Below are 22,306 nucleotides of genomic sequence, written 5' to 3'. Positions count from 1 at the left end.
CTCCTTTTTCAACTCATATTTTCTCGTTCAGCTCTTCTTTTCTTGACGTGGGTACCTGCTGCATAAACATACGAATACCTAACTCCTTCAATGCTCTTGAGTCTGCTAATTCCTCCTTCGTTAAAAAGACCGCATTGCTATATTGCTGGGACCCTTCTTTTTTTGCGATCCCGCCATAGTTGATCTCTGTGATCTCCGGACAGTGCTGACAAACCTTGAGTACACTGGAAGTATGCCCGAAAATCAGCATGATGTTGTCCTTCAATTGTTTGATTTTCGGCATTTTTTCTAGCACTTCTTCTACGGTGAAAATATTGAGATGGATACCGCTTGGCTTTGACAGATTCAAGGACATCCGTTTGAATTCGTCCTTTGCAGCCAAGTCATCCACCACGATGATCCGTGTGATATTCAGCGCTTTGCTCCAGGAAAATACGACTTGTCCATGCAGTAGACGGTGATCGATACGGACTAATTTGATCATAATTCTTCCTCCTTTGTTTTTTCTTTGACTAATCTGGTGCAATCCAAAACTGCTTGTCTGCTTTCTTCTAGCAACTCTTCTAAACGTTTATCAGAAATTTTTTCAGACTGTGTTGCCAGTGAAAGAACTAACGGCAGATTCATCCCTGTCACTATCTGGATGTCAGGATAGTCCCTCAGTAGCTGCATGACTTCGGTATTCACGCTCCCACCTAGGATATCCGTCAATAAGTAAACGTCTGTTTGTTCATTTGTCCGACTGATCACTTTTTCTATTTTTTTCTTAATGGACTGTTCTTCCTCTCGATAAGCCCCAAATGCATAAATTTGTTTCGTATCACCGATGATCATCTCGGCAGTATGTTTCATGCCTTGCGCCAGCTTTCCGTGACTGGCTAAAATAATCAGATTCATTTTTTCGCCTCCTTGTCGTCACTTTTATATGAGCAATTTACGTGCCAAAAAGTGTGGAAACTACTGGAAATACGGCTGACAGCCTATACATGACAACTTTCAACACTGATTTTTTCCCGCTAGTCATTGTTGAACGAAGTGTTGCCTATATGCTCACTACAAATCCACCAGATACTAAAATCAGGCAAAAAAAAAGACCCGGATGACTGATCCGCGTCTCTTAACTCCAAAATGGTTTATGATAAATTGTTTTTAGTCAACTTGCGAAGTGAGACTGATGTTCAAAGCCTCTCTGTCTCCGTTACTCCCTCAAATTTTTTCAACATATAGATTTTTCGGATGTTCAAGATCAATGTTTTGATGACTGCATATACTGGGATACAGATCAGCATGCCTAAGATCCCGGCAACACTTCCTGCACCGATCAGAACGAGAATGATCGTCAACGGGTGGATATTGAGTGATTTACCGAATAGGAGTGGCTTGATGAGATTCCCATCCAGCTGCTGGATGACCAAGATCGATGCTGCCATATAAAAGGCCTGCAAAGGCGAGACGAACAACCCGACGATCATCGCCGGTACTGCCCCGATGAATGGACCGACATACGGGATGATATTGGTGATCCCGCAAATCACCGCCAGCAACAAGCTATACGGCTGCTGGAAAATCGTCATAGCGATAAAACTCATGATGCCGATGATCAGTGCATCAAGGATCGTACTACTGATGTACGCAGACAATGTTTCATTCAATTCTTTGACAGTTTGACGCAATTCTCCCCGGATCGTTTTCGGGAAAAACTTGGATAGCGCGTCGATGAATTTATGCCCGTCTTTAAACATGAACAGTAGAATAAACGGGACTGTAAACAATAAGATCAGGAATTGCATCATAAAAGAGATGATTTTGGACACACTGGATGTCAAACTGACCAATGCCAGATTGAACAGATTGCTAAGAGAGAAATTCGCTGAAGCAAGCTGCTCCTCCAAATTGAAATTCTTGAATTCTTCTCGTTGCGCTAATTCATTCAGCCACTTGCTGGTTTCATCTGCATAGACAGGAAGGCTTTGCGTCAGTTGAACGGTCTGCTCTGCTAATTGAGGCACCACATTCATCAAGGTCAAAACCAGTACGATGATCAAGAAAAGAAACGTCAAGATAAACCCTACGACTCTGGGTACCCGGCGCTTTTCTAAAAAAACAACGACCGGGTCAAACATATAATAGATGAACCCTGCCACTAACAACGGCAAAAAGACCGCCGAAAGCATTTTCAAGATTGGGCTGAAAACATTCGGCATCTGTAAGATAAAATACACGCCGATAATCGTCAGGACAAGTTCCACTGTCCAAAAAAATAACTTTGATTGTTTAAAACGTGAATGCATACATCTCCTCCAACTCTATTTGATACTTTGATTCTATCATTTTTTTTAAGGGAAATTGAACTATTTATCAAATGCTTAATAAAAACAAAATGAAAATCATCGAGACCTTTTTTAAAAAAATAAAAATAAAAGATCTGAGACAAAAGACTTGTCTCAGATCCTGTTTTTCGAATAAACGGCGTTCAAAACGCAGTTGGCACAACCTCTTTTCGTTCAGTGATGCGATTGCTTGTTTTTTATTGTGCAATACTGACTAGATGTAGTTTTGTAATATTTTTGTGTACGGATAGTTCTTCGATCACATCTGCATAGGTCAATCCTTTTGGCAGATCGATCGTATAAATATTTTTATATACGCGATAATCATCAACGAATTTCACATCGAAATTGACATCCTCGATCACGATATTTTTCTCTTCAAAATAATCCGTGAGAAAATCTTTGGTTTCTTTTCGGTGGATGAACTGGATCTCCAGCTTTTTCGTTGTCGGCACATGGATGACACGCTTCACCACAGTCAATGCGATCGCAATACCGATAAAACTGATGATTGCAATCGAATAATACCCCATGCCGATCGCGATCCCTAGTCCTGCGATAGCCCATAAAGAAGCGGCAGTCGTCAATCCTGTGACAGACTGTTTCGTCACGATGATCGTTCCAGCACCTAAAAATCCGACACCGCTCACCACTTGTGCGATCAACCGAGCTTCATCTGAACGGATCGTCCCGGCAAGCTGCGGATATTCCAGTGCATCTCTTAAGGCGCCACTGGCGATCTCGACCTGGATCAATGCAATGATACACGCGCCCATACAGACAAGGATATGCGTACGCATCCCAGCCGGTCGATTTTTATATTGTCGCTCAAATCCGATCGCCCCGCCAAACAGCATCGCGATCCCTAGTCTCAAAATAATCTCTGGAACTGTCAATACCATATCATTCATTTCAACACCCTCCAATCCAATATATCACGTCTAGATGGAGCAGACAAAAAAAGTGCAGTTTTTAGAAACACAGAAAAGAAAAGCTGAGATCAGCGCCTTTTTTTATTGCCTTAGCGTAACATTTCTATAATAATACATCAAAATGCCATAGACTCTTGCTGAGCCCTACTGCAACATATTTCTATTCATTTGTTCATTTTATCAAAAAACACCCAATCATTCGCATGATTGGATGCCTTACGTTATTTTTGAAAATTACAATTTACTTGCTGCTTCTTCGTCGATGATCACGACCACGTTGTCATGGTTTTGCAGTACACTTGCTGGTAAATGATTCGTCACAGGTCCGTCGATCATTCCTTTGATTGCATCTGCTTTGCTTTCGCCAAATGCCATCAGGACGATTTCTTTGCTTTTCATGATCGAGCCAATCCCCATTGAGACAGCTTTTGTCGGTACATCTTCTGCTTTTTCGAAGAATCGTTTGTTTGCATTGATCGTTGATTCTGTCAAATCGACTACGGAAGTCGTTCCGTCAAATGAGGCACCTGGCTCGTTGAAACCGATATGTCCATTTTGACCGATCCCTAAGATTTGGATATCGATCGGATGTTCGTCGATGATCTGATCGTACTTTTTGCATGCAGCTTCTAAATCTTCTGCTTTTCCATCTGGAACGAATGTTTCTTTGAATGGTTTTTTATCGAATAACTGGACATCCATGAAATGACGGTAGCTTTGTTCATCTGAACCGCCTAGACCAACGTATTCATCTAAGTTTACAGAAGTCATTCCACTGAAATCCAAGTCGCTTGAAGTCATTTCTTTATATAAAGTTACAGGTGTGCTTCCTGTTGCCAATCCTAGTACTTTCGCGCCTTTGTCCATACCTTCTTTGATAATTTCAAATGCTTTTTTCCCGCCTTCTTCAGCGTTTTTTACACGAATGATTTCCATAGCGATTGCTCCTTTGTGTTTTGGTATAGCCCAATTATACCACTCTTTTACGCTATTTACAATAATCAGTATAGACCAAATCCCATTTTCTTTCATTTTCTTGACAAAAAAAGGCAATCCGTGTTAGGTTTCATAAGACAGTTCAACCAGACAATCTATGCTGTATGAAAACCAAGCGATTTGTTCACTGTGGACACTTTATGTCTGCAGTTTTTTTATGAAAAAAGGAGTTATTATGAGTATACTGACATTAAGCAACATTACCCAACAATTCGGCGACAAAATCCTCTATGAAGGGGTCGATCTGCAATTGAATGCAGGCGAGCATCTCGGGCTGATCGGCCAAAACGGTGCCGGAAAAAGTACACTGATCAAAATCATCACAGGCGAGATCCTGCCAGACGACGGGCAGATCCATTGGCAAAAGAACATCCATAAAGGGTACTTGGATCAATATGTAGAAGTCGATGAAACGCTGACGATCGAAGAATTTTTAAAAACTGCGTACGCCAAAGAATACGAAAAAGAAGCAACGATTGCTTCTCTTTATCAAACCTATAGCGAAACGTTCGAAGATGCCTTGCTTGAAAAAGCCGGAAAATTACAAACTGAATTGGACCAAGGAGTTTTCTATCAAATCGATACTTTAGTGGCTGAAATGAGTACCGGGCTAGGTATCGACGTGTTAGGTCTGGATTCACTGCTGAAGAATCTCAGCGGCGGGCAGCGTTCAAAGGTCATCTTAGCCAAACTGCTCTTGGAAAATCCAGATGTCCTGATTTTAGATGAACCGACGAACCACTTGGACGATCAGCATATCCAGTGGCTGACACAGTTTCTGCAAAGCTTTGAAGGTGCTTATATCGTGATTTCGCATGATCAGGAATTCTTAGACCAGATCACTACGCACATTGCTGATATCGAATTTGGCAAAATCACAAAATACACGGGGCATCTGAAACAAGCGCTGAAACAAAAGGAACAAAACCGTGAAAGCTATTTGCGACAATTCCATGCACAGCAAAAGCAGATCGAAAAAACCGAAGCTTACATCCGGAAATACAAAGCAGGTTCACGTTCCACCATGGCAAAAAGCCGCCAAAAGCAACTGGATAAAATCGAACGCTTGACCCCTCCAGCTTCAACGGCAAAAGCTGTCTTTGATTTTCCTTTTTCACCTATCGTTACAACGTTAGCAGTAGAAACGACTGACTTAGTGATCGGCTATGACAAACCATTGCTTTCACCTATCAATCTGACGATCCGTTTCGGAGAGAAAGTCGCGATCCGCGGCTTCAACGGGATCGGAAAATCGACACTGCTCAAAACACTGATCGGAGAAATCAGTCAAATAAGCGGAGACTTCCATTTTCCTGATAATACAGCGATCAATTATTTCTCGCAGGATCTTCATTGGGAACATCCGCTAGAAACGCCTTTACAGTATCTGAGCAGTCAGTTTCCGAAAGCTACGATCAAAGAATTACGCAGACAACTGGCAAAAGCAGGCTTGGTCAATCAGCTTGCTAGTGAACCCTTGTCTACATTGAGCGGTGGCGAACAGACCAAAGTCAAACTTGCCCAATTGACCATGAACCAAGGAAATCTACTGATTTTGGATGAACCGACGAATCACATCGACCATGAAACAAAAGACAGCCTGCAAACTGGTATCCAGAAATTCCCGGGAACTGTTCTTATCGTTTCCCATGAGCAAGAATTCTATCAAGATCTGGTGCAGCGAGTCATCGAGATCGAACCGAAGCAATGAGATGAAAAGGAACTGTGACAAAAGTCTTGTCGCAGTTCCTTTTTCCGAGTAAACGGGCATAAATCACAATATTCATCAAACATGAGAAGCTGTTTCTTGAAAATCGTTCCTTGTGCCTCAGAGCTAAACAGCAGGCTCTCAATCTCTTTTTAGTTTTCTTTTTTCTCTCGAAAAACAACGAATTGAAAGAAAAATGCACAAGCTTGAAAAGCAAGCCCACTCAAGGTCACACCTAACCAGCCATACTGCTGCCACATCGTCGTGCCCAGCAACGAACCAGCGGCTCCCCCGATAAAGTACATAAACATGAATACCGTGTTGTTCCGGTTGCTCGCTGCTTCTCCTAATCCTTGTACACGTGTCTGGTTTGCTACTTGCCCGAATTGATTACCGACATCCAATAAAATGATAGCTAAGAGCAAGAAAACCAAATGGCTTCCAGCAACCAATAAAGCAATGAAGCTGATCGTTTGCATCACAAGTCCCATCGCGACGATCTTTCTTTCCGAATAAGAATCAGCCAATCGACCGACAATCGGAGCTGCGACTGCACCTGACAAACCAAAAATCGCTAGAATCCCTGCCTCGAATGTCCCCCAATGATAGGCGGGACTGCTGATGTAAAAAATCAGTGTCGACCAAAAAATCGAAAAAGTGCCGAACATGAAAAAACCGCTGATAGCTGCTTCCCTCAAAAGACGTTGAGTTGCGACAAGCTTAGGTAAACTTTTCAGCGAATCAAGATAGGAAACCGTTGGAGCAGTTTGATTGACTGTTCGCGGCATTTTCCAGTACAGAAGCAGTGTCAAGATCCCTACCGCACATAAAGCGATCAAGTAGATCATCCGCCAAGAAAAAAGACTGGCAACGATCCCTGAAATCGTCCGAGACAGCAAGATCCCCACAAGTAGTCCGCTGAGTAGCGTCCCCATCACTTTCCCTCTCGCAGACGGACCTGCAAGTACCGCCCCATAAGGAATGATGATCTGTGGCACGATCGAAAGCAACCCGATAAGAAAAGACGCACACGCAAACAACGTGAATGATGGCGCAAAAAAAGCGGCTAACAATGAGATCGCAGACAAAGCAGCCATTCGAATAATCAGTTTTGGCCGATCCACTACATCCCCGAGAGGAACTAAAAACAGTAATCCTAACGCATAGCCCAATTGCGTCAGCATCGTTAAGATCCCTATCGCACTTGTATCGACAGACAGACTTGCAGCTACCTTTGTCCCGATTGGCTGGATATAATACATATTGGCAACCACTACACCGCAAGTGATCGATAATAATAAAATAAGTGAAGTCGTCAACGGTGTTTTCTCTTTACTTTCCATTCATTTCCCCCATTTCCTTTCTTAGTTTACAACTTCTAAAAAAGTTTGGGAATAGAAAAGTTCACTGATTCGTTACTTCAGTCATTTATTTAGCCGTTTCGAGTGGCTGTTCTTTCGATCTTTCACAATAAAGACAACTAAACCGATTAATACAGCTACACCCGCAATCAACATAACAGCCGTTTTATTGTATCCATGGAACAATGCTTCCCCTCCGCACGCATATAATACAGAAGAAGGGATCACGCCGAAAATAATGGATAACACGAGCTGCCGAAGTGGCAATTTGATCGTCTCTGCTGCAAAATTCACCATAGAAGAAGGAATGATCGGGATCATGTACCCTAACATCACGCCGATTTTCGGATGCTTCATTTGCTGGATCGCTTGGACCCAGTGATTTCTTTCAGTTTTTTTATCTAAAAACTTCAATCGGTGCATCAAAAAAACAGCGGAGATATTGCCCAAAGCATTCCCTAAAACATTGATACCTGCCCCAATGAACGGACCAAAGCTCAACCCTGCAATAACACCAATAACCGACGTAGGGATGCCGGGAACGGCACACATCACTGCCGTCAATACGACTAAAAGAAGCGCTGCGAAAAATCCGTGAGAACGGATGTGAGCCAATAGCTGCGTCTTACTTGCTTTCGGATCCAAAAGCAAGCGGATATCCGTTTGGTATTCTAAATAAAGGCGATACCCCACGAGACCGATCAAGATGAGCCCAAGTCCAATCAGAATGAATCGGATGTTTTTCTTTTTCATAGTTCCTCCTGCTGTGATTTCACATCTTAATATGTACTAGTTTATCACAAAAAGAAAAAAACACCGAGAACCAAAACAGGCTCTCGGTGTTCTAAACATTCGAATGAATTATTTAACAGTTACAGATGCGCCAACTTCTTCAAGTTTAGCTTTCAATTCTTCAGCTTCGTCTTTAGATACGCCTTCTTTAACTGGTGCAGGTGCGCCGTCAACTACAGCTTTAGCTTCTTTCAAGCCTAAGCCAGTTGCTTCACGAACTGCTTTGATAACTTTAACTTTTTGGTCTCCAGCTGCAGTTAATTCTACAGTGAATTCTGTTTGTTCTTCTGCAGCAGCAGCGCCACCAGCAGCAGCTACAGCTACAGGAGCAGCAGCAGATACGCCAAATTCTTCTTCAATAGCTTTAACTAGGTCGTTAAGTTCTAGGATAGTTGCTTCTTTTAACTCAGCAACGATGTTTTCAATGTTCAATGCCATTATAATTTCCTCCGTTTAAATGTTCTTTTTTTATTTATACACTATGCGGCTCTTAAGCTGCATCTCCATCTTCTTTGTCTGCCACTGCTTTGACAGCGTAAGCCACGTTGCGGACTGGCGCTTGTAGTACAGATAACAGCATAGATAGAAGACCTTCGCGGTTTGGCAGTTTTGCCAATGCTGTGATTTCTTCCAATGAAGATACTTTACCTTCGATGATACCGCCTTTGATTTCTAGTGCTTTTGCTTCTTTAGAGAATTCGTCCATGATTTTCGCTGGAGCGACTACGTCTTCGTTACTGAATGCAACGGCTGTAGGGCCAGTGAATACTTCGTCCAAACCTTCTAAACCAGCTTGTTTTGCTGCACGTGAAAGGATTGAGTTTTTGATAACTTTCATTTCAACGTTTGCATCACGTAGTTGTTTACGTAAACGTGTTACTTCATCAACAGTCAAACCACGGTAGTCAACTACGACTACAGATGCTGCTGCTGTAAATTTTTCGCTTACTTCATCAACGATTGCTGCTTTTTTTGCGATAATTGCTTCACTCATTTTTGAGTTTCACCTCCTGAATTTTGATGGAAGAGTTTTTAATCTGATCGTACGGCTTATTCAACTAAGAATAGGCAGTCGCCAAGTATTGTTCATCATCTATTCACTCCGTTCACAGTGATTCACAATAAAAAAACTCTATGCCACCGCAGACATAGAGGGACTATTGAATATATTCAATAAACGTCCTCGGTAGGAAATTAAGGCTCTCGCCACCTACTGTCTTCGGTACAAGTTAATTATTAACCTCAACTAGCTTAGCACGCTAAACTAGTTGAGTCAAGAATTATTTTTCAGTTGGATCAATCAACGTTCTAATCTAGATTAGAAAGAAGCTTGGTCTACATGGATACCAGGTCCAAATGTTGTTGTAACAGTGATGTTTTTCATGTATTGACCTTTAGCTGCTGATGGTTTAGCTTTCACTAATACATCGTGGATTGTTGCAAAGTTTTCAACAAGTTTTTCGTTGTCGAATGACACTTTACCGATTGGTACATGGATGTTCCCAGCTTTGTCGACACGGTAAGTCACTTTACCAGCTTTTACTTCGTTGACAGCTTTTGTCACGTCCATTGTAACAGTACCTGTTTTAGGGTTTGGCATCAAGCCTTTAGGACCTAATACACGTCCTAGACGACCAACAGTTGCCATCATGTCAGGTGTTGCAACAACTACGTCGAAATCAAACCATCCGTTTTGGATTTTTTGAACCATGTCGTCGTCTCCAACGAAATCAGCACCAGCTGCTTCAGCTTCTTTTGCTTTTTCGCCTTTAGCAAAAACTAAAACAGTTTGTGTTTTACCAGTTCCGTTTGGTAATACGACAGCACCGCGGATTTGTTGATCTGCTTTTTTAGGATCAACATTCAAACGGTATGCAACTTCAACTGTTGCATCGAATTTTGCAATGTTTGTTTCTTTTGCTAAAGCCACTGCCTCGGCAACAGGATAAACTTTATTTGAATCAACTTTTTTTAATGCATCTTGCATTTTTTTGCTCTTTTTAGCCATTTTGGTTCCTCCTTGATTGTGGTTATAACGGTTGTACCTCCCACGTGTTCTATATCTTTCAATATAGAGCCAACTGAGAAGCTACTTTCTTAGGGAAAATTATTCTACAGTGATCCCCATGCTTCGTGCAGTTCCTTCAACCATGCGCATTGCTGCTTCTACATTCGCTGCGTTTAGGTCTTCCATTTTCAATTCAGCGATTTCTCTTACTTGATCGCTGGAAACTTTCGCAACTTTGTTTTTGTTTGGTTCGCCTGAACCTTTGTCGATCTTAGCTGCTTTTTTCAACAATACTGCAGCTGGCGGTGTTTTTGTAACGAATGTGAATGAACGGTCTTCGTATACAGAAATAACAACCGGAATGATCAAACCTGCTTGATCAGCTGTACGAGCGTTGAATTCTTTTGTGAATCCCATGATGTTGATACCCGCTTGACCTAGTGCAGGACCTACTGGTGGAGCTGGAGTTGCTTTACCTGCAGGAATTTGCAATTTAACGATTTTTTCTACTTTCTTTGCCACGAGACATACCTCCTTAAGTCCGTGATGTGGTTAATTGGAGATGCATATTTCTCCTCCCACGTTTTACTTGTCAAAAAAAAGCCAGACAAATAATGTGCAAAACAATGCACACTGGTACAGTATAGCAAATTTCTTTGGTTTTTCAAGATTTTTTTCTTATATTTTTTCATTTTTAAAGACATTTGATTAAATTCTTTTTTAAAAACAACAATTTCTTATGATTCTCTTTCCTCTTTTGTGCTACACTTACGCTAGAATTAGCATTGTCCGGAAAATGGGCATTTCACACTATATTTTTTTACATATTTTAACGTCAGATGAGGTGGAAAAATGAAGGAATTAAGATACAGAAGTGTATTTGACATCATCGGACCTGTCATGATTGGGCCAAGCAGCTCCCATACAGCAGGTGCGGCAAGGATTGGTAAGATCGTCCGCAGTATTTTCGGTGAACAGCCTGATTCAGTAGATATCTATCTTTATGAATCCTTTGCCAAAACTTACCGTGGTCACGGGACAGACATTGCGCTAGTCGGCGGTTTATTAGGAATGGAGCCCGACGATGAGCGTTTGGCCGATTCACTGAAACTTGCCTACGAGGCTGGAATGGAAGTCCTCTTCGTCCCTAAAAGCGAAAAAGCTGAACATCCGAATTCGGTCAAGATGCTCTTGAAAAAAGGCAATCGCAAACTCTCGGTCACAGGGATTTCGATTGGCGGCGGCAATATCCAGATTTCAGAATTGAATGGGTTCAAGATTTCTTTGAGCATGGGCACCCCTACCCTGATCATCGTGCATCAGGACTTACCTGGGATGATCGCTAAAGTAACGAACATCCTTTCTGAAACGAATACCAATATCGGAACGATGACCGTGACGCGTGAATCCAAAGGCGAAAATGCCATCATGATCATGGAAGTAGACGATCCGCAAGTAGAAGACACGGTCAAAAAATTAAAACAACTGCCTCACGTTGACAGTGTCAATTATTTTGATTAAAGGAGACTGCGCGTATGTTTTTATCAATCGAAGAATTAGTCGAACAAGCAAAGAACTATCCGAATGTAGCAGAATTGATGATCGCAGTTGAGATGGAAATGAGCGGTCGTTCCCGCGAACAGATCATCGAACTCATGGAAAAAAACCTTTCTGTCATGGAACAGTCCATCAATGAAGGAACAGAGGGCGTCACATCTGTCACAGGAATCACTGGTGGCGATGCCAAAAAACTAGATGATTATTTGAAAGAAGCAGATTTCTTGAGTGGTGAAACGATCTTGAACGCTGTACGCAATGCAGTGGCTGTCAATGAAGTAAACGCAAAAATGGACTTGATCTGTGCGACGCCAACAGCTGGAAGTGCCGGAGTCGTTCCTGGCGTACTGATGGCGGTTCGTGATCGCCTTCAGTTGACGCATGAAGAACAGATCAACTTTTTATTCACAGCCGGTGCTTTCGGATTAGTCATTGCAAACAATGCCTCTATCAGTGGTGCAGAAGGTGGCTGCCAAGCCGAAGTCGGTTCTGCCAGTGCGATGGCGTCTGCTGCTTTAGTTTGTGCGAAAAACGGCACCCCGCATCAAGCAGCACAAGCAGTGGCGATCACCTTGAAAAATATGATGGGCTTGATTTGTGATCCAGTAGCTGGTCTGGTAGAAGTCCCTTGTGTGAAACGCAATGCACTTGGTTCTTCTCAGGCATTCATCTCTGCTGATATGGCGTTGGCTGGGATTGAGAGTGTGATCCCGCCAGATGAAGTCGTAGCTGCCATGTATCAGGTGGGACGGCAAATGCCTTCTATCTTCAAAGAAACGGCGGAAGGCGGATTAGCCGTAACACCGACAGCGAAGCGATTGACGAAAGAAATATTGGATCAGAGATCATGAGAAATCACTGTATTTTTCGATTCGTTCGAAGATCACTTTTTGGCTGTAAAAGTATGCTCCTTTGATTTTCCAGCAAAAAAAGCGAGGAAAGACGTCAAGTCCTTCCTCGCTTTTATTACTTAATCCATCAATTTCGTGTTCTTTACTTCATCGATTGTTTTTGTTCCTGCAAGTTGCATAGTGATCGACAATTCTTTATTCAAATGTTCGAAAACAGAAGTCACGCCTTCTGCTCCGCCCAAGTTCAATCCATAGATGACTGGACGACCGATCGCAACCAAATCTGCCCCACTTGCTAGAGCTTTGAAGACATGTTCACCACGACGAACGCCTGAGTCAAAAATGACTGGTACTCGTTTGTTCACTACTTCTGCGATCTTAGGCAGTACTTCAAAAGAAGCAGGACCGCCATCTAATTGACGTCCCCCATGATTAGAGACCCAAATCCCGTCCGCTCCAGCTGCAATCGCCACTTCTGCATCTTCAGGTGATTGGATTCCTTTGACAATCACAGGCAAGTTCGTGATATCCTTGATTTTTTTGATATCTTCTGGTGTCAATCCTTGTTTTGCTGCGGCGTAGATTTCTGCGATCCCTTTACCTTCGCCGTTTCCGCTAGCACTTTGCTCGCTGTAAGCTGCTAAGTTAGGCATTGGTAGAGGGAATTGGAAGTTATTGATCACATCTTCTTCGCGGTAGCCACCTAATGTGGAATCAGCAGTCAAAATGATTGCTTTTGCGCCAGCTTCCACTGCTTTTTTCAAGATGAATTCATTGAACCCATCGTCTTTGCTCATATATAATTGGAAAAATTGAGGAGCGCCTGGTGCTGCATCGGCTGCATCCTTGATAGTTGTATTTGCATACGTACTGATTGAAAAGATCGATCCGGCAGCAGCTACACCTTTTGCTGTATCGGCTTCTCCTTTTTCATGTGCCAGACCTTGAGCGGCAGATGGTGCTTGGATAATCGGTGTTTTTAAGTCAATGCCGAAAACGGAAGTATGCAGATCAGCTGAATCGATTCCTCGAAGCACTCGAGGCATGATTTTTTTTGTGTTGAAAGAAGAAGTATTTTCTTTCATCGTCCATTCATCTTCAGAACCTCCGCGTATATAGCCGAAAGCCCCAGCTTCCATGCGTTCTTTTACGCGTCCTTCTAATGAAGCGATGTTCACGATTTCGATTGGATGTTCTTCTGTGCTTGCTTGATAACTCATGGTAAATCCTTCTTTCATCTTCTTGGTATGATGTTATCTTACTCCACTTACAAAAAGTAAGCAAATATTTACACTCGAAATCTTTCCAACTTTTATAGATTTTTTTATGTCAGCTCATCCGTCCAAATAAATCGAGTAACGAGCTGGTCGACTTGTGGGTTCTCATGCAGCATACTATGTGCAGCATTATCGCCTGTGACGATTTCTTCTTTTACCTCGTTCCCATTTTGTTCCAATAATGCATAGACAGCCAAAGCGCTATTCACCGGCACCGTACCATCACTTAGATCTGTCTCATTCAACTGCCCAGCTATCAGCAAAAATCGCGTCGAAGCAGATACGTTTCCGATCATCTGCTGGTAATCCTGGTATCTGCTCGACACCACTGCTGGTCCATCAGACAATTCAGCCGTCAAACTTTGGGCGCTGTCATCTACAAAATCATTGAAAGGTGCACCGATCGCCACAAATCTCTGGACCTGAGGCAGTGACTTGTCTTGTCCATAGGTCCCTAAATATCTCAAGGCACTGACGCCTCCCATCGAATGCCCTACGATATTCACTTGTTTGACTCCATATGTTTCCTGTAGATAGACTAGGCTTGATTTTATCCATTCCGCTTGGTTCCATTCATTATTCTTGTTATCTGAAAATAATACTTGGACCATAGGATTATCTGCTTTTTTGGATAAAGCCCCCTCTGCTTCTATCTGACCATTTGGATCGACTGTCAGAATCAGTTCTTTCTTTCCAGCCTGATTTTCCTCTAACCGTTCCAACATCCCCCCGAAAGAACGGGCTGTTCCGCTATATCCGTGAAAAAAAAGCGTTGGTACAGCCGTTTTTTCAGCTTTCTTTTCCTTCGATGTCTCTGTCGTGCGCGTGTTTGTCTTGTTCGCGTCTGTTGTCTGTTTGTTCTGGCATCCGCTCATAAACAGCAGTCCAATCATCAGACTCAAACTGACAGCTAACCATTTTTGTTTATCCGATTTTTTCATAATGACTCCTTTCTGATATAAAAAACCCGAAAAAGGGCTGTGACAAAAGTCTTATCACAGCCCCTCTTTCCAAATAAACGGTGTTCAAAAGCTTGTATCTGTGGCACTAAGTCCGCTCAGATGAAAAATATGGGAAGCTATTTTTCTCTGATCGTTCTTACTGCTTGATGCAGGTCAGCTTTTTTACAACCACTGATTCACGGTGTTCCATCAATCGATTTTATCTACTTGATCAAAATCAAGTTCTGTACTTGTTTCTCGACCAAACATATCGATATTTACTTTCAGTTTTTCTTTTTCTTCATCTACTTCAGTGACTTGGCCTTCTAATCCGGCAAAAGCTCCTTCGATGATCTTGACTACTTCGCCTACTTCAACTTCCAATTCGCTTTGACGCAAGCTCATACCGATCGAACGCAAGATATGGTTGACTTCTTCTGGCAATAGCGGAGCTGGCTTGCTTCCTGCACCATGAGAGCCGACAAATCCAGTTACACCAGGTGTGTTACGGACAACATACCATGAAGCATCTGTCATGATCATTTCTACCAATACATAGCCGGGGAATGTTTTATGAACGATTTCTTTTTCTTTTCCATTTTTCACTTCAGTTTCTGTTTCTTCAGGAACAACGACGCGGAAAATAAAGTCAGCCATTTTCATACTTTGTGCACGTGACTCGATGTTTGCTTTTACCTTGTTCTCATAACCAGAGTATGTATGCAGTACATACCAATTTTTTTCAAAAGATTCCATTAACGGCTCCTCATTTCGTTGTAAAATAAAAAAACCTCAGTTGCCCGAAGTTTTTCCTCACATTGATTATAGCACTGATTCGCTATTTTTACTAGTCGCTTATTTTAAGATCCAGCCAAACAAGCTTTGGATCGCGGTGTCCATAATGAAGAACATCAGACCAAAAATAATCGAAGTTTCGATGACGACTAATGTATCTTTGCGTAGTTGTTTCTTATTTGGCCAAGTCACTTGTTTGATTTCTTCTTTTACGCTTTTAAGAAATTTCATTTTTGTCCTCCCTTTCCTTTATTTCGTTTCTTTATGTAATGTATATTGATTACAATATTTACAGAATTTGTTGATTTCCAAACGTTCGCCGCTCTTTCCTTCGCTAACCGACTTGGTATAATTACGTGAACCGCAAACGGAACAAGCTAATGCCGCTTTTTTCTTTGCCATTCGCTCTTACCTCCCTACTGAAAATCAAATTTATACTTAATAACAGTATCATGTAATAACCTGCTTGTCAATTTGTGAAATAAACTATCTATTGTTTTGTAAAAAATTATGATATGATTAATTTGAAATTAAGTAAAAATGAGATAATTGGAGGTATACTTATGCTGTTAAAAACACTTGTATATAAGAAAAAAGACCTGACGACCGTTACAGAAACAAGCACATTAGAAGAGGCTTTAGAGATTCTGGAAACTTCAGGTTATCGATGCGTACCGATCTTGGATGCTTCGGAGAACATCTTCCGCGGGAACATCTACAAGATGCACATCTATCGCCACAAAGCCAATGGCGGGGATATGACACTGCCTGTCACCCATCTATTGAAGAATGCCACGAAATTCATTTATCTGGACACATCCTTCTTCAAAGTCTTTTTCACCATCAAAGAACTTCCTTACATCGCTGTATTAGACAATGAGAACCACTTCTACGGCATTTTGACTCACAGTACATTGCTGAACATGCTCTCTCAGTCATGGAGCGTCGAGCAGGGAAGCTATGTATTGACGATTGCTTCTACGGGAAAACAAGGAGATCTGGCGGCTATCGCAAAGATCATTTCAAAATACAGCAGTATCGCCAGCTGCATTACTTTAGATATTGAAAAAGACGAATATATCCGTCGTACGCTCATCACTCTTCCTGCGCACACGGAGCAAAAAGTCTGCGAAACGATCGTCAACCATTTGGAGAAGAAGAACTATAAAGTGGTCGAAATCGAAAATCTCCAAAATGAAGGGTAAAACAAAAGGGGGCTATGACAGAATTTTGTCACAGCCTCCTTTTTTTCGGATAAACGGTGTTCCAACTACTGCTTCTCGGCAATAAATTCACTGAACAAGAAAATATGAGGAGCTATTTTCTGTTCAGTGTCCTTATTCCTTAAAGCAGAACGCAGTTGTCACAACCTCATACACGGTGTTCAAAAGCTTGCATCTATGGCACTAAGAACGATCAGACGAAAAATATGGAGAGCTATTTTTATCTGGTCGGTCTTACTGCTTGATGCAGAGCAGCTTTTTCACAACCTCTTTTTCAATTTATCGTTCTATAGTCTTTTTTCAAAATCCAACGCCCGATCCAAGTAAAACATCAATGGCGCTGAAATTGCCATAATCACAAACTCACTCAATGCTAACGTGCCATAGGTTGTCCAAAAGGCCGTCCCGCCTGTTGGAACAAGCATATAAGCAATCAATCCCATGCTGATCGTGAAGAAGATCGTATTCAGAGCCAACCGTAATTTCACACTCTTCACTTTGTTCTGCAAGAGAGCCGTCAATCCTAAAGAAAGCAAGGTCTGACCGCCTCCGAAGATCACGTCAAGAATCCCGTATCCAAAAAAGGCATTATAAACGATTACGCCACCTAATACACCCCAAAGCAATTTTCGGTTGAATACGACTAAATGATTCAAACTTTCAGAAATACGGAACTGGATCGGACCTGAAGATACAGGTGCCACCAACACCGTTAATGCTAAATAAAGAGCCATGATGATCCCATTGACGACAACCACCGTCAATCGCTGACCGCTTTTTGTTTTTTGCATGATACTCCCTCTTTTCTCCTAGTTTTTTTAACGCGGGATGGTTGATGAACCGCGGTTTTATCAAACAAATACTTATTATAACAGATAGTGGCTGCTTTTCAAATCTTTGTTGAACGCCCTTTTTGGTAACCGCTTGCAAACATAGAGCAGATATGCTATAAAATAAGTGTAAGGGGTCATAAGAATTCCCAGTAAAGCAGACGATGCAGGTTCTGCAAGAACAGAATTGTTGTGAAACTAAATGAGACAAAAAAAGGATGTGGGAATTTGAGCTACCTCTTACTAATGGAACGTCTAGCAAGCTGCTGAAGAACTAAGTGGACATTTCGAACCTTAGACTTCTTCTCCGTACGTAACGGATCATGCGCTTGCTAGATTTTTTTGCCTTTTTTATGCTTAAGCCCTTTTTCATTTGAGATATCCTCTGCTATAATAACCAAGAAACTGAAACGTAACACTAGTTTTTTTATAAAGACGTGTTGCTATACCGTGTATCGGCAATGAAAAGACAGGAAGGCAAACACCTGAACGTCTCGGGCCGCAGGAGGCAGAAATGAAATTCCATTATCATCTATTGATCAACCAGGCTGCAGGTAGCGGCGCTGGAAAAAAAGCGGCGCAAAAAATCTTGCCGCAATTCGAAAAGAAAAAACTGGCGTATTCTGTTTACTATAGTGAATACCAAGGACATGATTCTGAAATCGCTGAACGACTGGCCAAAGAAACTTTAGCTTCTTGGACAGAAGAAAATCGTGAGACTCTCGATCCTTTTCCCCTGCTAGTGATCGTGGGCGGAGACGGTACACTCCATCAGGTGCTAGATACTTTCTATCAGCTCGATGTAGAATTCCCTGTTGCCTATATTCCAGCAGGTTCTGGGAATGATTTTGCTCGCGGGATTGGATTGTCTCGTGATGTTGAAAAAGCATTGGACAGTATTTTGACTGCCACAGCCCCTCAAGAAATCAATCTTCTGACATACGATGAAAAAGTAAGTGAGAAAAGAGGGATCGTAGTGAACAATTTCGGGATCGGTCTGGATGCTTCGATCGTCCATGCTACCAATCATTCCACTGCAAAAGAACGATTGAATAAATATAACTTAGGTTCCTTTTCGTACCTTTTTTCGATCTTGCGTGTCTTTTTCAAACAGAAAGGCTTTCCTATATTAGTGGATGTCGGCGGCAAACAGATGGACTTTGAGAAAGCTTTTCTCTGTACAACAACCAATCATCCGTATTTCGGTGGCGGTGTGGCGATTGCGCCGACTGCAGATGCGTTTAAACCAACGATCGATCTAGTGGTCGTAGAACGTATCAACCTCTTCAAAATTCTATGGATCATCTTTTTGCTCCTGCGAAAGAAGCAGCTGCGATCCAAAAACTTCCACCATTATACATCAAGCAAATTGCGTATCGTCACCACTGTCCCTCAATACGGACAAGAAGATGGCGAAGATATCGAGCCACAATCATTCGACTTGCGTTTCAGTATCAAGAAACAGCTATTTTGGTGTCAGGCTGGCTTGCGTCGTGCGAATAAAGAATAGATTCAAGTCGAGTATTTTTTCGATAAACTATTGAGTTGTATCTATGAAAAAGAGGTTGTGAAAAAGCTGTCCTGCATCAAGTAATAAGAACAGACAAACAAAAATAGCTTTCCATATTTTTCGTTTGGTTGGGCTTATTACCGCAGATGCAAGATTTTGAACACCGTGAATCAGAGGTTGTGACAACTGCGTTCTGCTTTAAGGAATAAGGACACTGAACAGAAAATAGCTTCCCATATTTTCTTGTTCAGTGAACTTATTGCCGAGAAGCAGCAGTTGGAACACCGTTTATAGAGGTTGTAAAAAAGCTGCCCTGCATCAAGCAGTAAGAACAAACAGATAAAAACAGCTCCTCATGTTTTTCATCTGTTTGGGCTTAGTGCCGCAGATGCAAGCTTTTGAACACCGTTTAGCAGAGAGGTCGTGACAGAGATGTTAGCCTTGAGCGATAAGAAGCGATGTTGAAAAACAGCATTCTACTATTTTACAAAATCGTGCCTTATTGCCGATAGGCTATCTCTTGAACACCGTTCCTTCGAAAAGAAGAGGTTGTGACAAAATTTTGTCGCAACCTCTTCTTCTATTTATCTAAGAGTCACATCCTTATTTGGCATATGGTGTGATGTTTTCCATTCCTATCATCGGATCAATTTGGTTACGTTCGATCGCAGCTGCGGTCAGTATGAATGATTTTGGCTGAGCTGCCTGCTGCTCTTTTGCATAGTCAGTAATTTCAGGCTGTTCTTCAGCAAGCGTGAACAGATTTTCCGAGTCTGGTGCTTTGGTCGCAGTTTCTGTTGTTTTTTCCGACTTTTCAGCAACTGTCTCTGATTTCTTGGCTTCTTTCTTCATCGGAAGCGTGTCGTTTACATAAGCCCCTTCGTCAAATGCAGCTCCTGCAAGCGAATCTTCATATGCTGCAAGCTTCGTACGTGTCGTGATGCTCATGCTTTCATTGTCTTCAATTCTTTTTTTGAGTGTCGTCAATCGGCTAGCAGATTCGTTCGCTACGCAGGTCTGGTAAGCTTGTTCTTCTCCCAATAATATCAGTAGTTCTTTGCTTCGTGTCACAGCAGTATATAAAAGATTCCGTTGGAGCATTCTCTGGTATTGATGCACCATAGGCAAAATGACCATCTTGAATTCACTGCCTTGGGATTTGTGGATGGAACAGCAGTAAGACAGCGTGATTTTGTTCCATTCATTTCTTTTATAAGTCACTTCGTTTGCATCGAACTGGATAACAAGCTCATCGACTTTGTCCTCTGAATCTTTGGCTAAAATAATCCCTGTGATCTCACCCATATCCCCATTGAACACATTCAATTCTGGTGTGTTGACCAGTTGCAGTACTTTGTCTCCGATCCGATAGACTGTTTCATTCCAATGCACTTCTTTTTTTCCAGGACCTCCCGGATTGAAGATCCCCTGCATCATTTTGTTCAATGCATCGATCCCGGCTGCACCACGATACATGGGCGCGAGCACTTGGATATCTTGTGCCTTGAATCCTTTGTTCTTCGCTTTTTCTACGATCGTTGAGATCAAAGGCTCGATTTGATACGCATCACTTCGGAAAAACGAACGGTCCTTTTGGTTTTTCGTAAAATCTTTAGGGAGACGCCCTTCTTTTATCTCATGAGCTAACGGAATGATGCTCGACCCGTCGCCTTGCCGATAGATCTCATTTAGTTCCATCTTAGGGATCTGCCTGATTTCCAGTAAATCATGTAGTACTTGACCGGGACCGACAGATGGCAATTGGTCTTTGTCCCCTACCAAAATCACTTGCATATTCGTCGGGATAGCTTTAAATAATGTATTAGCAAGCCAAGTGTCTACCATGGACATCTCATCGACGATCAGTAGACCGCCGTCTAACTCTTTCGTACTGATAGAAGGTGTTTTTTCCCGTCCATTCAAGCCTAACAGTCGGTGGATCGTACTTGCTGGCAGCCCAGTTGTTTCATTCATCCGTTTTGCTGCTCTTCCAGTTGGTGCTGCAAGCAGGATCGGAAAGACTTCCTGTGTGTATTTTGAGGGATCCAATTCGATCCCATTCAGCTCGGCGAACAAATTGACGATCCCGTTGATCACTGTGGTTTTTCCTGTACCAGGTCCGCCCGTCAGAATAAAAAGCGGGGAACGGATAGCTTCTGCGATCGCTTTTTCTTGTGAATCGCCATATTGGATACCGAAAATCTTTTCGATACGGCGAATATTTTTTTTGATCTCTTTTTCCGGATAACTGATTTCCTTTTTTCGGCTAAGAAGGCGCTGGATCGAGTTTCCGATTCCCCATTCAGAAAAATACAAGCTGTTTTCATAAAGATTCGTTTCTTCCTGCTGGATTTTTCCTTCTTCGACCAGTTGGATGATCACTGTTGCTACTTCATCTGGGTCGATTTCGATCGGACGACTCGTTTCCAAGAGACGGATGGTTTGCTGTAATAAAGCTTCAGCTGGTACATATGTATCTCCTGTTTGGACAGCTTGCTGGAAAATCTGATGCAAGATCGCAGCGCGGATCCGTCGAGGTGAATCTGCAGCAATCCCGATCTGCTCCGCCAGATTATCTGCCCGTTTGAACCCGATCCCTTCGACGTCTTCGACTAGCTGATAAGGATTTTCCTGGATGATATCCAATGCTTCATTCTTGTATGCCTGATAAATACTAAAGGCTAGCTGGCTCCCGAATCCATAACGGTTCAGCCCCATGATCACCTGATCCATGCCGTGGTTGAGCCGGATCGTTTCTGCGATCATCTCCCGCTTCGGTTTCGTCAGTCCGCTGATCTGTTCTAATACAGAAGGATCTGCGATGATTTTTTCGATTGCATCTTCACCTAACAGTTCGACGATTTTCTCTGCGGTTTTTTTACCGATCCCCGGAAATTTTTCACTGGAAAGATAGGCCACGATCCCGTTGGCAGTTGTCGGTTTCTCTTGTTCATAACGTTCGACTTTCAATTGCCGTCCATATTTCGGATGGTCTACTAGTTCGCCGTAGAAGCGATAAGTTTCGTTTTCTTGGATTTCGCCAAAGCTTCCAGTCACAACGATTTCCTTTTCACGGTAATCTGCACTTGTTTCATTGATATGGACTAGCAGCACCTTATAAAAATTACTTGGATTCTGGAAAAAAATCGCGGCAACTGTACCAACGAAATAGGGCATTTCTTCCGGCTGCATAGA

The 22,306-nt window shown here is 42.3% G+C and carries 23 protein-coding genes, 1 riboswitch and 1 other annotated feature; of the genes, 5 read left to right on the top strand and 18 right to left on the bottom strand.

Annotation, left to right across the window (positions count from 1 at the left end; all coding sequences use genetic code 11):
• Positions 1–13: 13 nt before the first annotated feature.
• The 5 genes from G7Y42_RS07290 to nagB form a co-directional block, all read right to left on the bottom strand.
• Positions 14–484 (bottom strand): PTS sugar transporter subunit IIB, encoded by a 471-nt coding sequence (locus G7Y42_RS07290; RefSeq protein ID WP_165005367.1) that lies wholly within the window; start codon positions 482–484, stop codon positions 14–16.
• Positions 481–897 carry a PTS fructose transporter subunit IIA gene (locus tag G7Y42_RS07285; RefSeq protein ID WP_165005368.1) on the bottom strand — a complete coding sequence of 139 codons (417 nt, stop codon included), beginning with the start codon at positions 895–897 and terminating at the stop codon, positions 481–483. Before G7Y42_RS07285 ends, G7Y42_RS07290 begins: the two co-directional genes overlap by 4 nt.
• Before the next feature lie 281 nt (positions 898–1,178).
• A complete protein-coding gene (locus G7Y42_RS07280; protein ID WP_165005369.1) occupies positions 1,179–2,291 on the bottom strand; it encodes an AI-2E family transporter in 1,113 nt (370 codons plus the stop codon).
• A gap of 236 nt (positions 2,292–2,527) precedes the next feature.
• Complete coding sequence (locus G7Y42_RS07275) at positions 2,528–3,241, bottom strand: MgtC/SapB family protein (protein WP_165005370.1); 714 nt, start codon at positions 3,239–3,241, stop codon at positions 2,528–2,530.
• Between the two features lie 255 nt (positions 3,242–3,496).
• Positions 3,497–4,198 carry a glucosamine-6-phosphate deaminase gene (gene nagB / locus G7Y42_RS07270; protein ID WP_165005371.1) on the bottom strand — a complete coding sequence of 234 codons (702 nt, stop codon included), beginning with the start codon at positions 4,196–4,198 and terminating at the stop codon, positions 3,497–3,499.
• A 235-nt stretch (positions 4,199–4,433) separates the two neighbouring features.
• Between nagB and G7Y42_RS07265 the strand changes: the two genes are divergently transcribed.
• The gene (locus G7Y42_RS07265; RefSeq protein WP_165005372.1) at positions 4,434–5,969 is read left to right on the top strand and encodes an ABC-F family ATP-binding cassette domain-containing protein; all 1,536 of its coding nucleotides are present in this window, start codon (positions 4,434–4,436) and stop codon (positions 5,967–5,969) included.
• A gap of 149 nt (positions 5,970–6,118) precedes the next feature.
• Here G7Y42_RS07265 and G7Y42_RS07260 read toward each other — a convergent pair whose 3' ends face one another.
• From G7Y42_RS07260 to rplK, 6 genes are all read right to left on the bottom strand, one after another.
• Positions 6,119–7,309, bottom strand: coding sequence for an MFS transporter (locus G7Y42_RS07260; RefSeq protein ID WP_165005373.1), 1,191 nt, complete (start codon positions 7,307–7,309; stop codon positions 6,119–6,121).
• Positions 7,310–7,390: 81 nt separating this feature from the next.
• Positions 7,391–8,080, bottom strand: a complete 690-nt coding sequence (locus G7Y42_RS07255) for a VTT domain-containing protein (protein ID WP_165005374.1) — start codon at positions 8,078–8,080, stop codon at positions 7,391–7,393.
• Between the two features lie 108 nt (positions 8,081–8,188).
• Entirely contained in the window at positions 8,189–8,557 is a 369-nt protein-coding gene (gene rplL / locus G7Y42_RS07250; RefSeq protein WP_165005375.1) for a 50S ribosomal protein L7/L12, read from the bottom strand.
• Positions 8,558–8,609: 52 nt separating this feature from the next.
• Positions 8,610–9,113: a 50S ribosomal protein L10 gene (gene rplJ, locus G7Y42_RS07245; RefSeq protein ID WP_165005376.1), complete on the bottom strand. Its 504-nt coding sequence runs from the start codon at positions 9,111–9,113 to the stop codon at positions 8,610–8,612.
• A gap of 120 nt (positions 9,114–9,233) precedes the next feature.
• Positions 9,234–9,360, bottom strand: a sequence feature (ribosomal protein L10 leader region).
• 77 nt (positions 9,361–9,437) lie between these two features.
• Entirely contained in the window at positions 9,438–10,127 is a 690-nt protein-coding gene (gene rplA / locus G7Y42_RS07240) for a 50S ribosomal protein L1 (protein ID WP_165005377.1), read from the bottom strand.
• A gap of 99 nt (positions 10,128–10,226) precedes the next feature.
• Positions 10,227–10,649 (bottom strand): 50S ribosomal protein L11, encoded by a 423-nt coding sequence (gene rplK / locus G7Y42_RS07235; protein WP_165005378.1) that lies wholly within the window; start codon positions 10,647–10,649, stop codon positions 10,227–10,229.
• 330 nt (positions 10,650–10,979) lie between these two features.
• On the opposite strand from rplK, the gene sdaAB reads away from it, so the two are divergent.
• Together sdaAB and sdaAA are read left to right on the top strand one after the other, a co-directional pair.
• Positions 10,980–11,648 (top strand): L-serine ammonia-lyase, iron-sulfur-dependent subunit beta, encoded by a 669-nt coding sequence (gene sdaAB, locus G7Y42_RS07230; RefSeq protein ID WP_165005379.1) that lies wholly within the window; start codon positions 10,980–10,982, stop codon positions 11,646–11,648.
• Between the two features lie 14 nt (positions 11,649–11,662).
• Positions 11,663–12,535 (top strand): L-serine ammonia-lyase, iron-sulfur-dependent, subunit alpha, encoded by an 873-nt coding sequence (gene sdaAA / locus G7Y42_RS07225; RefSeq protein WP_165005380.1) that lies wholly within the window; start codon positions 11,663–11,665, stop codon positions 12,533–12,535.
• A 119-nt stretch (positions 12,536–12,654) separates the two neighbouring features.
• Here sdaAA and G7Y42_RS07220 read toward each other — a convergent pair whose 3' ends face one another.
• The 5 genes from G7Y42_RS07220 to rpmG form a co-directional block, all read right to left on the bottom strand.
• A complete protein-coding gene (locus tag G7Y42_RS07220) occupies positions 12,655–13,755 on the bottom strand; it encodes a lactate oxidase (protein ID WP_165005381.1) in 1,101 nt (366 codons plus the stop codon).
• A 104-nt stretch (positions 13,756–13,859) separates the two neighbouring features.
• Complete coding sequence (locus G7Y42_RS07215; protein WP_165005382.1) at positions 13,860–14,753, bottom strand: alpha/beta fold hydrolase; 894 nt, start codon at positions 14,751–14,753, stop codon at positions 13,860–13,862.
• A gap of 210 nt (positions 14,754–14,963) precedes the next feature.
• Complete coding sequence (nusG, locus tag G7Y42_RS07210) at positions 14,964–15,509, bottom strand: transcription termination/antitermination protein NusG (RefSeq protein WP_165005383.1); 546 nt, start codon at positions 15,507–15,509, stop codon at positions 14,964–14,966.
• A gap of 99 nt (positions 15,510–15,608) precedes the next feature.
• Entirely contained in the window at positions 15,609–15,779 is a 171-nt protein-coding gene (gene secE, locus G7Y42_RS07205) for a preprotein translocase subunit SecE (protein WP_165005384.1), read from the bottom strand.
• Between the two features lie 18 nt (positions 15,780–15,797).
• A complete protein-coding gene (gene rpmG / locus G7Y42_RS07200; RefSeq protein ID WP_002294578.1) occupies positions 15,798–15,950 on the bottom strand; it encodes a 50S ribosomal protein L33 in 153 nt (50 codons plus the stop codon).
• Between the two features lie 161 nt (positions 15,951–16,111).
• Here rpmG and cbpA point away from each other — a divergent pair, with 161 nt between their 5' ends.
• Positions 16,112–16,753 carry a cyclic di-AMP binding protein CbpA gene (gene cbpA, locus G7Y42_RS07195; RefSeq protein WP_165005385.1) on the top strand — a complete coding sequence of 214 codons (642 nt, stop codon included), beginning with the start codon at positions 16,112–16,114 and terminating at the stop codon, positions 16,751–16,753.
• Between the two features lie 305 nt (positions 16,754–17,058).
• On the opposite strand, the gene G7Y42_RS07190 is transcribed toward cbpA, so the two are convergent.
• Complete coding sequence (locus tag G7Y42_RS07190) at positions 17,059–17,562, bottom strand: QueT transporter family protein (RefSeq protein WP_165005386.1); 504 nt, start codon at positions 17,560–17,562, stop codon at positions 17,059–17,061.
• A 12-nt stretch (positions 17,563–17,574) separates the two neighbouring features.
• Positions 17,575–17,621, bottom strand: a riboswitch (PreQ1 riboswitch).
• A 494-nt stretch (positions 17,622–18,115) separates the two neighbouring features.
• On the opposite strand from G7Y42_RS07190, the gene G7Y42_RS07185 reads away from it, so the two are divergent.
• Positions 18,116–19,111 (top strand): diacylglycerol kinase family protein, encoded by a 996-nt coding sequence (locus G7Y42_RS07185; protein ID WP_165005387.1) that lies wholly within the window; start codon positions 18,116–18,118, stop codon positions 19,109–19,111.
• 603 nt (positions 19,112–19,714) lie between these two features.
• Here G7Y42_RS07185 and G7Y42_RS07180 read toward each other — a convergent pair.
• Positions 19,715–22,303: an ATP-dependent RecD-like DNA helicase gene (locus G7Y42_RS07180; protein ID WP_165005388.1), complete on the bottom strand. Its 2,589-nt coding sequence runs from the start codon at positions 22,301–22,303 to the stop codon at positions 19,715–19,717.
• Positions 22,304–22,306 lie beyond the last annotated feature (3 nt).

It is taken from the genome of Enterococcus sp. ZJ1622, assembly GCF_011038845.1.
Taxonomy (GTDB): Bacteria; Bacillota; Bacilli; order Lactobacillales; family Enterococcaceae; genus Enterococcus_B.
Note: the sequence above shows the minus strand (reverse complement) of the source record. Positions and strands in the feature narration are given on the sequence as shown.